This window comes from Ectothiorhodospiraceae bacterium BW-2, from assembly GCA_008375315.1.
Lineage (GTDB): Bacteria > Pseudomonadota > Gammaproteobacteria > Thiohalomonadales > Thiohalomonadaceae > BW-2.
Genome location: CP032507.1, coordinates 2,994,832 through 3,007,173, shown reverse-complemented (window position 1 = coordinate 3,007,173; position 12,342 = coordinate 2,994,832). Strand labels below are relative to the sequence as shown.

The following is a 12,342-nucleotide window of genomic DNA, read 5'->3' as shown; positions in this document are numbered from 1 at the left end:
GCTACAGCAATTGACAGTTTCACTCAACTAGACAAAACCTCAGGAATCTACTATGTCCGACATCGAAAAGGCGGCTGTTGAAGCGGCAATCAAGCAGTATATCGACCCCTATCTGGAGAAGGATCTCATGAGTGCCGGCTGCATTAAGCATCTGGAGCTCGCCGCTGATGGCAAGGTCTCTTTTTCTGTAGCGCTCGGTTTCCCCTCACAAGGCTACCAGCAGACGCTGAAGCAAGATTTGGAGCAGCGTGTGGGCGCTGTCGAGGGGGTCAGTTGTGTCGAGATCGATATTAGTAACGCAATCGTCTCCCACGCTGCGCAAAAAGGGGTAAAACACATTAAAGGGGTGAAGAATATTATTGCCGTCGCCTCCGGTAAAGGGGGGGTGGGCAAATCGACTACTTCGGTCAATTTGGCCTTAGCTTTAGCCGCCGAAGGGGCGAGTGTGGCCATTTTGGATGCCGATATCTACGGCCCTAGTCAACCTAGGATGTTGGGTGTTGCCGATGCCAAACCCGAATCGAGCGATGGCCAGACGATGGAGCCGGTGATGAGCCACGGCCTACAGTCGATGTCGATAGGGTATCTGATTGATGAGGATACACCCATGATCTGGCGTGGCCCGATGGTAACTCAAGCCTTAGAGCAGCTATTGAACGATACTCAGTGGCGTGAGGTCGATTATCTGGTTATCGATCTCCCCCCCGGTACCGGCGATACCCAGTTAACCCTAGCGCAAAAAGTGCCTGTCAGTGGTGCGGTGATTGTCACCACGCCGCAGGATATCGCCCTGCTCGACGCCCGTAAGGCCTATAAAATGTTCGAGAAGGTCGAGGTGCCGATCCTCGGTGTGGTCGAAAATATGAGTATCCATATCTGCTCTAAGTGTGGCCATGAGGAGCATATTTTCGGTCAGGGGGGTGGGACTAAGATGGCCGATGACTATCATGTCAACTTCCTCGGCGCACTGCCACTCGATATTCAGATTCGGCAAGAGGCCGACAGCGGCAAGCCGACTGTTATTGCCGATCCGAACGGGCGTGTGACGGAGATCTATAAAGAGATCGCCCGCCGCACCGCCGCTAAATTGTCGCAACAGGCGAAGGATTATAGCGCTAAGTTCCCCAAAATCGTCATCTCTAACGATTAATTTGAAGTTATCAGCCTCTGCCTCTGATAAGTGAATAGTGAATCGCTATCAGAGGCGTTAGGTCGATATTTATTGTTTATATTTAATGTACGCCACCTCCCCCCTCAATACGGCAGCAGAGTCCAAACTGGAGCTACGGCTGCACAGTTCGATTGATGAGATCCCCCAGCAGAGCTGGAATGCTCTTATTCGTGGTAGTAACCCCTTTATTCAGCACCAATTTCTGGCAGCGCTAGAGCATAACCACTGCGTCGGCGAACATTTTGGCTGGCTACCGTGCCATCTAGCGCTCTACCGTGATAGGCAGTTAGTCGCCGCTCTGCCGCTATACGAGAAGCACAACTCATACGGCGAGCTGGTGTTTGATCACGCTTGGGCTAACGCTTTTGGCCAGCGGGGGCTCAGCTACTATCCCAAATTGGTTAGCGCTATCCCCTATACGCCGGTGACTGGCCCGAGGGTGATTAGTTCGCTGCCACTGGCTGAGGTGCAGCCCCTCTTTGAACAGCTACTGCACCAACTACTCCAACAGGGAGACTACTCCAGTGCCCATCTGCTGTTTCAACAAGATGAGGAGCACGAGTTGTGGCAGCGGCAACACTTCTTTGCTCGTAGCGATATTCAGTTCCACTGGGAGAATGCCAATTACACCCATTTTGAACATTTTTTAGGGGAGTTAACCCACAAAAAGCGCAAAAATATCCATCAGGAGCGCAAAAAAGTGGCCAATAGCGATATCAGTTTCCGTATTGTCCATGGCCATGAGAGCTGTGAGGCCGACTGGCACCACTTTAGCCGCTTCTATCAACAGACGTTTGAGGAAAAGTGGAGCTTGGCGACGCTCAATTTCGGTTTTTTTACCGAAATAGCTGCCACGCTCGGCTCTCAAGTCGTGCTTATCTTTGCTGAACGCAACCACACTCCGATCGCCGGAGCGCTGCTATTTCGCGATAATGAGCGCCTCTATGGCCGTCACTGGGGGGCGATTGAGCACCATAGCGCCCTCCACTTCGAGACCTGCTACTATCGTGGTATTGAGTATGCCATTGAGCAGCAGTTACAGTTTTTTGAGCCAGGTGCCCAAGGGGAGCACAAACTCGCACGCGGCTTTATGCCGGTATTGACCCGCTCTAGCCACTATATTAATAACGAGCAGTTTCTCTACCCCATTGAGCGCTGGGCTAACCACGAACGCACGGCGGTAGCGAGCTACTGTGCTGAGTTAATGGAGCGCTCGCCCTTCGCGCTTCATGGTCAACCATCAGGCAGCCTGCATGGCGATGGTATGATCGCGGCGCTTGATCCGATTACCGTCACCGACATAGATTAAATTGGGCTTATGGCGCAGCAGCTCCTCATGGTTAAGGCCGATATAGGCGCAAATAATCACTAAATCGCCCGGGCGGGCTCTGTGAGCGGCGGCACCGTTAACCGAAATCGTCCCCGAATGGGGTTCAGCACTAATGGCGTAGGTGGTAAAACGCTCTCCATTGGTCACATTGTAAATTTCAATCTGCTCATACTCTCGGATCCCTGCTAACTCCAGCAGGGAGCTGTCAATCGCACAAGAGCCCTCATAATCGAGTTCAGCGTGAGTCACCTGCACTCGGTGCAGTTTGGCTTTTAACATCATGGTGATCATGGTTCAGATTGGATAGCTCCCGATTATTCATAAAGGCGTGGATTATAACAAGGGTTGCCACTAGACCGAAATAGCGTTCCAGAGCAGATTGTCAATTAAGCGCGTCTGCCCTAATCGAACGGCTGCTAAAATAACTAATTTCCTATCTACCGACTGCGGCAGAGCGAGGCTCTCGGCGGCGCGAATCGCCACATAGTCGGGTTGAAAGCCGGCCTGTCGCAGTCGGTTTAACCCCTCCTCTTCCAGTGCGAGCAGATTATCCTCCCCTAAGGATAGCCGGTGGGCAATCAGGCGCAAGGTGCGATAGAGTTCTGGCGCGAGCTGCCGTTCTCGCGTGCTAAGGTAGCTGTTGCGTGAGCTTAGGGCTAAGCCATCACTATCACGAACTATCGGCACAGCGATAATCTCAACTGAGAGGTTCAGATCAGCCACTAACCGTCGAATAATGGTTAGCTGCTGCCAATCCTTTTCGCCAAAGAGGGCTATGTCGGGCTGCACCATATTGAACAGTTTGGTCACTACCGTCGCGACGCCGCGAAAGTGACCCGGTCGTTGGGCACCACATAAGATATCGGATAGTTCAGGCACCTCCACGACGGTCACGGCTTGCGCTCCGGCCGGATAGATCTCCTCAGTCGTCGGCATAAATAGCAGATCGACCCCCGCCTGCCTTAGCTGCTGCTCGTCTTGCTGTGGTGTCCGTGGATAGCGGGCTAGATCATCGTTATGCCCAAACTGTAGTGGATTGACAAACACAGAGACAACCACTCGATCGGCACGCTGCTGCGCCCGCTCTACTAGCGCCAAATGCCCTTGGTGGAGATTGCCTAGCGTCGGTACTAGAGCGATGCTCTGCTGCTGTGCTCGCCACCTATGCAGCCGCTGGCGCAGCTCGGTTATGCTGGTCACGCTATGCAAAACAGTGCTCCGGTGCCGGAAACTGTCCCTGTTTGACCTCGGTCACATAGCGGGTGATCGCATCGGCTATGCTACTGGCCCCCTCCATATAGTTTTTGACAAATCGTGGCCGCCGTCCTGGCGTGAGGCCTAACATATCGTAACAGACGAGTACTTGAGAGGCGCACGCCGGCCCCGCACCGATGCCGATGACTGGAATCGATAGCCGCTCTGATACCGCGCGACTCACCTGTTGCGATACGCACTCTAGTAGTAGCATTGAGGCACCAGCCTGCTCACACGCTATGGCAGAGTCGAGTAGTGCTGCGGCCTGCTCTGCATTTTGACCCTGTACCCGATACCCCCCTAGTTGATGCACTTGCTGTGGCAGTAGTCCGAGGTGGGCACAGACCGGTACCCCCGCTCTGGAGAGGGTCGCCACTAAGTCGATCTGTTCTGCGTGCAGCTCTAATTTGACTAGCTGTGCGCCGCCCTCTGCTAGTAAGCGCCCGCTATTTTTGAGCGCCTGTTGTGGATGACGGTAGCTCATAAACGGCATATCGGCCATCACAAGCGCCGTTTCGGTACTGCGAACCACCATGCGGGTATGGTAGAGCATCGCCTCCATCGAGACCGCGACGGTACTCTCCTCCCCTTGCACGACCATACCGAGCGAGTCGCCGACTAATAGCAGCTCTACCCCCTGCTGTTCAAACAGGCGGGCTAGGGTCGCATCATAGGCGGTGAGCGTCGCAAAGCGCTCCCCCTGCTGATGTAGCTGGCGAAAGTGGCTTAAAGTCAATCTTGGCACAATAGTAGTTCACTCTGTTTGGCTGCAGCTGGATAGTGATCTAGCCGCACCCCGTTAGGTAGGGTTAGATCGGGATCGAGCTCTAGCAGTGGGATCGCGACAAAGGGTCGTTCGGTGAGACCTGGATGGGGGAGCGTTAGCTGCGGCTGTTGCTGCTCTAAGTTGCCATAGAGCAGTAGGTCGAGATCAAGCGTCCGCGCCTGCCATCGCTCGCAGCTAGGCTGTCGCCCCTGCTGCCGCTCAAGCTGCTGTAGCTGCTGCAGTAATGGTTGCGGCTCTAGCAGGGTCTCAAGCTTGGCCACGGCATTAAGGTAGTCAGGTTGCGCCATATTGCCTAACGGGGCGCTACGGTAGCGGTTCGAGACGGCTTTAAGGCGAGTCTGCGGTAGCTGTGACAGCGCTTTAAGCGCCCGCTCTATCTGTTGCAACGGCTGCTGTAGATTGCTGCCTAGACCGATATAGACCGTCACCACCCTAGGCCTCGCTGCGTTGTGGTGCGGTGAGGGTTCGCCCCGGCCCGCGCCGACGGCGACGGCGACGCCGTTCATCAGAAGGCTCGACAGCTATCTGCTGCCGCTCTGGCGCTGAACCTAGTTGAAACTGCTCCCACCACTCGACCAGTGGCTGTAGTTCCTCCTCTCCGGCGAGCGCTCGTAGTTGCAGAAAATCGAAGGCGGCCCGAAAACTGGGGTTTGCCAAAGTCCGCTCCGGTTGCCGCTTTAAGATCAACCGATGCTGTACCACCCAAATATCGCGTGCCATCATTAGGTGGCGCCGAGGGCCGGCGGTATATCTCTGCTGCTGTGTCAGCACCTCATCTCCGATCTGTTGTAGCTGCTGTAGATATTGCCCGCTGGAGCTATCTCCCCCTTCGATGAGTCGATTTACCTGCGGCCATAGCAGCGCCGCTAGCAGAAAGGCGGGGGTGACCGGTCTCCCCTCCGCGACACGCCGATCGCTATTTTGCAGCGCCACTTTGATAAAACGCGCCGTTATCGGCTCGCTCAGTAGAGTCTCATTGAGGTGGGGATAGAGGAGCGGGAGTAGCTCATAGGTTCGTAGCAGCCGAAAGCTCGCTTCACCGTGTCCGGTAAGAAACAGTTTTGCCGCCTCATCGAATAGTCGAGAGGGTGAGACTCCTTGCAGCAAGGCACCCGACTGCTCAATCGCCGCGTCAATCGCCCTATCCGGCTGGAGATCTAGTTTCGCGGCAAACCTGACCGCCCGAATCATTCGCACCGGATCTTCACGAAAACGCAGCAGTGGCTCGCCGATCGTCACTAGTTTGCGCTGATTCAGATCCTCTAGGCCGCCGGTATAGTCGATAACACTCTGCGAGGCGAACTCAAAGTAGAGGGCGTTAACCGTAAAGTCGCGTCGCCAAGCATCACTCTGTAGATCGCCATAGACATTGTCACGCAGTACCATCCCCTCATCATTAAGTTTTTGACCGCTCTCATCACTGCCACGATAGGTCGCCACTTCAACGATATCGTTGCCAAAATAGACATGGGCTAAGCGGAATCGGCGCCCTATTAACCGACTATTACGAAACAGGGAACGCACCTGTTCCGGTCTAGCGTTCGTCACAATATCGAAATCTTTAGGCCGTTGGCGAAGCAGTAGATCTCTCACCCCGCCACCAACCATCGAGACCTCAAAGCCCGCCTGATGTAACTTCTGCATCACCTTAACACTGCTTTTTCCCATCTGCTCAAGGCCGATATTGAGCTGAGCTGCAGCCACTCGTTGTGGCTGCCTAGCAACAGGCAGCACTGAGGCTCTGGAGAGCGCTAATTTGCGTTTAATCCATCTAATCATGGCTTAAATCATAGCATGATTAACTCTGGCGGCAAATCAACTCCATTGCCCTGACTCTAGCTAAGTGGGTAAAATAGGGGCCGTAGCACTGCTTCGAGTCCCTATTAACATACGCTATACAGCCATTTCAGGAGTCTATTCATGTTTAAAAAAATCGTGCCCATTTCGACGGAACAACATAAAAAAACAAAAATAAAACAGTTAGTTAACTACAAGTTTGCCAAAGGGCTAAATCTCGCCACCGTGATGGTGAACGAACTGCCCCAAGCCGCTACCACCTACCCTGTGGTGCTGATTCAGGCCGGTGAGCAGTATCGGTTAGCAACAATTTTTGGCCTAGAGCAGGAGCAGAATCTGTTTTTAGATGAGCAGGGAGTCTGGAACGCCCCCTACATTCCGGCTATTTTGCGCCGCTACCCCTTCTCGTTAGCGCAGACCGAGATCAGCGCTGAGGGGCAGAACTATGCTATCTGCCTAGATGAGGAGAGCGAGCTGGTCAATGAGAGTGAGGGGCAGCCGCTGTTTGATAACGAGGGTCAAGAGAGCCCGCTGCTGGAGAATGTACGCAAATTTCTCACCGAGCTACATCAGATGGAGCAGTTAACCCTACAGTTTTGCAAAACGCTACAGGAGCTAGAGCTAATACGCCCCCTCAATCTACAGTTTAAGCAGGGGACGCAGAACCGTAATCTGACCGGACTCTATGCGGTGAATGAGGAGGCGCTCAATACTCTCTCCGATGAGCAGTTTCTAACCCTGCGCAAGCAGCGAGCGTTAGGGCTTATCTATGCCCATCTCAACTCCCTCTCCCTATTTAACCACTTAACCCGCCTCTACCAGCTACGCCAACCCCAGCGGTCGGCATAGTTTACGGAGTCGAGATGGTGTCATCGTCATCCTCTGTCAATCTCAATCACCCTCGCTATCCGGTATGGGATATTGGCGTGCGTCTGTTTCACTGGTTACTGCTGCTGCTGCTCATTGGGGCTTGGATCACGGTGGAGAGGGGCAATATGCTCTGGCACAGCTACTGTGGCTACGCCCTCTTAACGCTACTACTGTTTCGGCTCTTTTGGGGGCTCTGGGGGAGCCATTATGCTCGCTTTAGCCAGTTTATCCGCTCACCTAAGGCGGTTATCGACTACTTCAAGGGGCGCTCCCCCCATGCACCAGGCCACAATCCGGCAGGGGGCTGGTCGGTTGCCGCGATGCTACTGCTGTTGCTGCTACAGGCGATAAGCGGGCTGTTTGCCTACGACGATATTCTGTTTGAGGGGCCGTGGTATGGTGCCGTCTCTGCCGAGATCGCCGAACGGCTAACCCAGCTACACCACCTCAATTTTAATCTGATTATGGCACTGGTGGGGCTCCATATCGGTGCGATTATTCTCTACCGTTTGCGGGGCGAGGCTCTAATCATCGCAATGGTCAAAGGCAAAGGGGAGGGGCGCTATAGCTACAGCACCTATCCGCCTGCGCCGCTCTGGCGTATGGTGCTGACGCTACTGCTTGCGGTGGCTATAGTCGTGCTCCTGCTATGGCTAGCACCCGAGCCTGAGGTGAGCGCTTTCTATTAGTTAACCCGACCCTATTAGCCCTTAATAACGGTAGTGGCTCCCCCAAACTCTAGGTAATCGAGCTCTGCGGCGCTAAAGCCGGCCTGATATCTCGCCTCACGGGCGAAGGGGGGGCGGGGTGGGGAGACGCCATACTGTTCAAAGAGCTGTAGAAAGGTCGCCGTAGGTTCTAGCCCCTGCTGCTGACAGAGGTAGTTAAACCAGCGGTTGCCGATCGCGACATGGCCTATCTCATCGCGAAAGATGATTTCCAGCAATAAGGCGGCGTTGGCATCACCATTATCTCGCAGCTTGGTTTGAATCGTGGGGGTGACATCTAGCCCTCTTGCCTCTAAGGTTCGCGGCACCAGTGCCATTCGCGCTAGCGGGCTATCTGCCGTTTTTAACGCCATCTCCCATAGGCCATTGTGGGCCGGATAGTCGCCATAGCGGTAGCCTAAATGGTTTAAGTGGCTATTTAGCAGACTAAAGTGGTAGGCCTCTTCGGCGGCCACCTGTAACCAGTCGGCCAGATAGGCTGCGGGGAGTGTCCGAAAGCGGTAGGCGGCATCGAGTGCTAGATTAATGGCATTAAACTCAATGTGAACTAGCGAGTGGAGTAGGATCGCCCGCCCCTCTGGGGTGGTCGGTTTGCGGCGCGGTAGATCACGCGAAGCGACTAAGGCCAAGCGTTCAGGTCGCCCCGGCACCGTGACCGATTGGGGTAACGCTGAGGTACCCTCTCCGTCTCGCCACCCTCCCGCTTGCCACTGCTGCCATAGCTGCCCTGTTTGCGCCACTTTTTGAGCCGGTTCCGACTCTAGTAGCGCCTCAAGCAGTTTAGGATAGTCCATCGAGTCCCCGTGCTAGGTCGGCCTGTAGATCGGTCACCGCTTCGAGCCCGACCGAGATTCGCAATAGCCCCTCGTCAATCCCCGCCGCTTGGCGCTGCTCTTCGCTTAAACGGCCATGGGTTGTGGTCGCCGGATGGGTAATGGTGGTTTTTGTGTCACCTAAATTGGCGGTAATAGAGCAGATGCGAGTCGCATCGACAACCTGCCACGCCGCCGCTCGCCCCCCTTTGACCGTAAAGGAGAGCAGCCCCCCCGGCCCCGACTGCTGCTCTTTCGCCAGCCGGTGTTGGGGGTGGCTAGTGAGACCGGGAAAGTTAACCCGTTCAACGGCCGGCTGCTGCTCTAGCCATGTCGCTAGCTGTAGGGCGTTGTGACAGTGGCGCTCCATCCGCAGCGATAGCGTCTCTAACCCCTTTAGAAATATCCAAGCATTAAAGGGGCTCATCGTCGGCCCTGCGGTGCGTAAAAAGGCGAACACCTCCTTCATCAGCTCCTCACGCCCCACCACCGCCCCCCCGATGGCTCGCCCCTGCCCATCGAGATATTTGGTGGCTGAGTGGATCACAAGATCAGCACCGAGAGCTAGCGGACGCTGTAGCACCGGCGTACAGAAACAGTTATCGACCGCTAACCAGCAGTGGTGCCGCTGGGCCAATTCAGCTAGCTGCGCAATATCGGCAAGGTCGGTGACAGGATTGGAGGGGGTCTCCAAGAACAGCAGCCGAGTTTGGGAAGTGATCGCCTGTTGCCAGGCGTCAATATCGGTCAAGTTGACAAAGGTGGTAGTCACGCCAAATTTAGCCATGTAGTTATTAAACAGCACGGTGGTGGTACCAAAGACAGATTGTGAGGCGACAATATGATCACCCTGTTGCAATAACCCCATGCAGGTGGCCAGAATCGCCGCCATGCCGGAGCTGGTGGCAACGCAGCGCTCCCCCCCCTCCATCGCCGCTAGTCGCTGCTCAAAGGTACGCACAGTCGGGTTGGTAAAACGGGAGTAGATATTCCCCGCCTCGACCCCCGAAAAGCGATCTGCCGCCTGCTGTGCCGATGTAAATCGAAAGCTGGAGGTCGGAAAAATAGGCTCACTCTGCTCCCCTTCGCAGGTTAACTGCTGACCGGCGCGTACCGCTTGGGTCTCTAACTGCCACTCGCTCCACTCAAACATCTATTGTCCCTCTATATTTATGTTACCGTTAGACCATAACGACTCTCTCTGCCACGGCAGTGGCGAGATATCGACCTTGCTATCAAAGATAGGCGCATCGTTATCGGCGCAGCCTGGCGCTAGTCGCCACCGTTGTAAGATGCCCTCCACCCTCTCTGCCAGTAACGGCGCAAAGGCAAGTTTAGTCGGCCATGCGGTCATTAACCGCTCCTCATCACAACAGGCGATAAAGGGCTCGGTCGGCCTAGAGCCGTCACGATGAATCCCCTCGGCCCGATTAATCGGTAGAGTCGCCCACTGTAACTGACGCTGTTCGAGCCACGGCATAAGCTCCGAGAGCTGCTGCTTTGCCACCTGAAGCTGGGCCGCACTCTGTCTCGTTACCCCCTGCTCCGATAGCTCTCCCCCCAGATACCAGAGTGTCCGCCCCTGGCTATCGTAGTGGGTGGTGAGGGTCAACTTCGGCGCGGCGGAGGCACCGAGGGCGTGGGCATAGAGGGGGGAGAGCGCCTCCCCACGCACCATCACCATCTGTAACGGCCGCAGCTTCATCTCTGGCTGTCGCTGCTGTAACTGCTGCAGTAGAGCACCGCTCCCCTCACCCGCAGTCAAGACCAGCGCCCGACTAGACCACTGCGTTTGGGTCTGCGCATGAGAACAGTGCCACCCCCCCTCTCTATGTGCAGATCGCTGTAGCTGGAGCTCAGCACCGGTGACGATGGAGGTGCGGTAGGGTTTCACTAGTTCGCTTAATAGCGAGTGGGTGTCGAGTACCGGCTCGTGCAGCCGATAGAGCTGCCCCTTAAAGTCGGCATGGGCAAAGATAGCGGGGTAGTCGGCTTGCGGCAGGCGCTCCATCCGGCTGCGCATCAATTGGCTGGCAAAAAAACCGGCTAGACGAGAGGTGATCGCCGCCGATGACCAGAGTAGCTGCTGCGGTGCTAACAGCTTAACGCCACTTAAATCGATCTCACCTTGACCGTCTAACGCCTGCCGCCAGCGCTGCGGCATGGCTGCAATCGCCTCAGAGGCATCATTGACGATACCGTTTAGAGCATATTTCACCCCTCCATGAATGATGCCTTGAGAGTAACCGGTTTGACCTGCTCCAATCGCACCTCGTTCACACAGAACCACCGAATAGCCCTGCTGTTTAAGGCGGTTGAGCAGCCATAGTCCGGCGACACCACCGCCGATAAGGGTAACATCGACCACTTAGTTGACCTTAATCTTGGCAATACGCCGCTTACCGACCTGAACGATAGCCTCGCTACCGGCCTCTAGCAGCCGTTTGCTGTCACTCACCCTTTCGCCATCGAGTTTAACCGCCCCCTGTTTGACCATCCGTATCCCCTCGCCGCTCGATTGCACTAGCCCTGCCGCTTTGAGCAGTGCTGCGATCATCACCCCCTCACCGCCACTATCGAGCGTTACCGACTCGATCTCATCTGGTAACTGCCCCTTCTGAAATCGGTTTAAAAAGTTCTGCTGTGCCCTCTCTCCTGCCCCCTCACCGTGAAAGCGGTCAACCATTTCGACGCCTAGCATTAATTTAATATCGCGTGGATTCTTACCGGCCGCCATCTCATGGCGTAGCTGTTCGATCTCAGCCATCGGCTTAAAGCTGAGAAGCTCAAAGTAGCGCCACATCAACTCATCGGAGATAGACATCAATTTGCCAAACTGCTCATCGGGCGGCTCATCGATGCCGATATAGTTGCCGAGGGATTTGGACATCTTCTGCACCCCATCAAGCCCCTCTAATAGCGGCATGGTGAGTACCACCTGTGGCTCTAGCCCCATACTCTCTTGGAGCTGTCGCCCGACGAGCAGATTAAACTTTTGGTCGGTTCCCCCAAGCTCGACATCGGCCCTCATTGCAACTGAGTCATAGGCCTGCACCAGTGGATAGAGAAACTCATGAATCGCAATCGGCTGCCCGGCTTGATAGCGCTTGCTAAAGTCATCGCGCTCTAGCATTCGAGCCACCGTATGTTGCGCGGCTAGGGCGATTAATCCGGCCGCATCCATCTTTCCCATCCAAGCGGAGTTAAAACAGATCTCGGTCAGCTCTGGGTCGAGAATTTTAAAGATCTGCCGCTGGTAGGTTTGGCTATTTTCCGCCACCTCAGCTACGGTGAGTGTCGGCCGGGTGGCACTCTTTCCGGTCGGATCGCCAATCGTGGCGGTAAAATCGCCAATTAAAAATTTAACCCGATGGCCAAGCTGCTGAAACTGGCGCAGTTTGTTAATTAGCACCGTATGGCCTAGATGGAGATCGGGCGCGGTGGGATCAAAACCGGCCTTAATCGTTAACGGTTCGCCCCGTTGTAGCTTTTTAACCAACGCCTCTTGGGGCAGAATCTCCGCTGCCCCCCGTTCAATGAGCGCTAACTGCTCTGTTATATCGGCACCTATCACTATGCTCTATCCCTCTCTC

13 protein-coding genes are annotated in these 12,342 nt (G+C 55.1%); 4 read left to right on the top strand and 9 right to left on the bottom strand.

The features are described from left to right. Positions 1–52 precede the first annotated feature (52 nt). Together apbC and D5085_14295 are read left to right on the top strand one after the other, a co-directional pair. On the top strand, positions 53–1,150 hold the full coding sequence (apbC, locus tag D5085_14300) for an iron-sulfur cluster carrier protein ApbC (protein ID QEP44187.1): 1,098 nt from the start codon (positions 53–55) through the stop codon (positions 1,148–1,150). A gap of 127 nt (positions 1,151–1,277) precedes the next feature. Beyond that, complete coding sequence (locus D5085_14295) at positions 1,278–2,480, top strand: GNAT family N-acetyltransferase (GenBank protein QEP45174.1); 1,203 nt, start codon at positions 1,278–1,280, stop codon at positions 2,478–2,480. Here D5085_14295 and D5085_14290 read toward each other — a convergent pair. From D5085_14290 to pcnB, 5 genes are read right to left on the bottom strand one after another with little or no spacing between them, the layout of a single operon-like run. Continuing rightward, complete coding sequence (locus tag D5085_14290) at positions 2,412–2,792, bottom strand: aspartate 1-decarboxylase (GenBank protein ID QEP44186.1); 381 nt, start codon at positions 2,790–2,792, stop codon at positions 2,412–2,414. The genes D5085_14295 and D5085_14290 overlap by 69 nt on opposite strands. 60 nt (positions 2,793–2,852) lie before the next feature. Next, entirely contained in the window at positions 2,853–3,710 is an 858-nt protein-coding gene (locus D5085_14285; GenBank protein QEP44185.1) for a pantoate--beta-alanine ligase, read from the bottom strand. Beyond that, entirely contained in the window at positions 3,703–4,500 is a 798-nt protein-coding gene (gene panB / locus D5085_14280; protein QEP44184.1) for a 3-methyl-2-oxobutanoate hydroxymethyltransferase, read from the bottom strand. The genes D5085_14285 and panB overlap by 8 nt, the downstream gene beginning before the upstream one ends. Further along, positions 4,488–5,048 (bottom strand): 2-amino-4-hydroxy-6-hydroxymethyldihydropteridine diphosphokinase, encoded by a 561-nt coding sequence (gene folK / locus D5085_14275; GenBank protein QEP44183.1) that lies wholly within the window; start codon positions 5,046–5,048, stop codon positions 4,488–4,490. Before folK ends, panB begins: the two co-directional genes overlap by 13 nt. Next, complete coding sequence (gene pcnB, locus D5085_14270; protein ID QEP44182.1) at positions 4,975–6,321, bottom strand: polynucleotide adenylyltransferase PcnB; 1,347 nt, start codon at positions 6,319–6,321, stop codon at positions 4,975–4,977. Before pcnB ends, folK begins: the two co-directional genes overlap by 74 nt. Before the next feature lie 141 nt (positions 6,322–6,462). Here pcnB and D5085_14265 point away from each other — a divergent pair, with 141 nt between their 5' ends. Continuing rightward, the gene (locus tag D5085_14265) at positions 6,463–7,188 is read left to right on the top strand and encodes a peptidase (protein ID QEP44181.1); all 726 of its coding nucleotides are present in this window, start codon (positions 6,463–6,465) and stop codon (positions 7,186–7,188) included. Positions 7,189–7,202: 14 nt separating this feature from the next. After that, a complete protein-coding gene (locus D5085_14260) occupies positions 7,203–7,898 on the top strand; it encodes a hypothetical protein (protein QEP44180.1) in 696 nt (231 codons plus the stop codon). Between the two features lie 14 nt (positions 7,899–7,912). Here the strand turns inward: D5085_14260 and D5085_14255 are convergent, their stop codons facing one another. The 4 genes from D5085_14255 to D5085_14240 are packed head-to-tail and all read right to left on the bottom strand — an operon-like array spanning position 7,913 to position 12,308. Then, positions 7,913–8,731 (bottom strand): DUF455 family protein, encoded by an 819-nt coding sequence (locus D5085_14255; protein QEP44179.1) that lies wholly within the window; start codon positions 8,729–8,731, stop codon positions 7,913–7,915. Further along, positions 8,718–9,902 (bottom strand): O-succinylhomoserine sulfhydrylase, encoded by a 1,185-nt coding sequence (locus tag D5085_14250; protein ID QEP44178.1) that lies wholly within the window; start codon positions 9,900–9,902, stop codon positions 8,718–8,720. Before D5085_14250 ends, D5085_14255 begins: the two co-directional genes overlap by 14 nt. Beyond that, positions 9,903–11,117, bottom strand: coding sequence for an FAD-dependent oxidoreductase (locus D5085_14245; protein ID QEP44177.1), 1,215 nt, complete (start codon positions 11,115–11,117; stop codon positions 9,903–9,905). Then, positions 11,118–12,308 carry a tyrosine--tRNA ligase gene (locus tag D5085_14240; GenBank protein QEP45173.1) on the bottom strand — a complete coding sequence of 397 codons (1,191 nt, stop codon included), beginning with the start codon at positions 12,306–12,308 and terminating at the stop codon, positions 11,118–11,120. Positions 12,309–12,342 lie beyond the last annotated feature (34 nt).

Excerpts from the sequence above, each read along its gene's own strand:
- apbC (QEP44187.1), top strand. The coding sequence starts at position 53 with ATGTCCGACATCGAAAAGGCGGCTGTTGAAGCGGCAATCAAGCAGTAT.
- D5085_14290 (QEP44186.1), bottom strand. The coding sequence starts at position 2,792 with ATGATCACCATGATGTTAAAAGCCAAACTGCACCGAGTGCAGGTGACT.
- folK (QEP44183.1), bottom strand. The coding sequence starts at position 5,048 with ATGAACGGCGTCGCCGTCGCCGTCGGCGCGGGCCGGGGCGAACCCTCA.
- pcnB (QEP44182.1), bottom strand. The coding sequence starts at position 6,321 with ATGATTAGATGGATTAAACGCAAATTAGCGCTCTCCAGAGCCTCAGTG.
- D5085_14265 (QEP44181.1), top strand. The coding sequence starts at position 6,463 with ATGTTTAAAAAAATCGTGCCCATTTCGACGGAACAACATAAAAAAACA.
- D5085_14260 (QEP44180.1), top strand. The coding sequence starts at position 7,203 with ATGGTGTCATCGTCATCCTCTGTCAATCTCAATCACCCTCGCTATCCG.
- D5085_14255 (QEP44179.1), bottom strand. The coding sequence starts at position 8,731 with ATGGACTATCCTAAACTGCTTGAGGCGCTACTAGAGTCGGAACCGGCT.
- D5085_14250 (QEP44178.1), bottom strand. The coding sequence starts at position 9,902 with ATGTTTGAGTGGAGCGAGTGGCAGTTAGAGACCCAAGCGGTACGCGCC.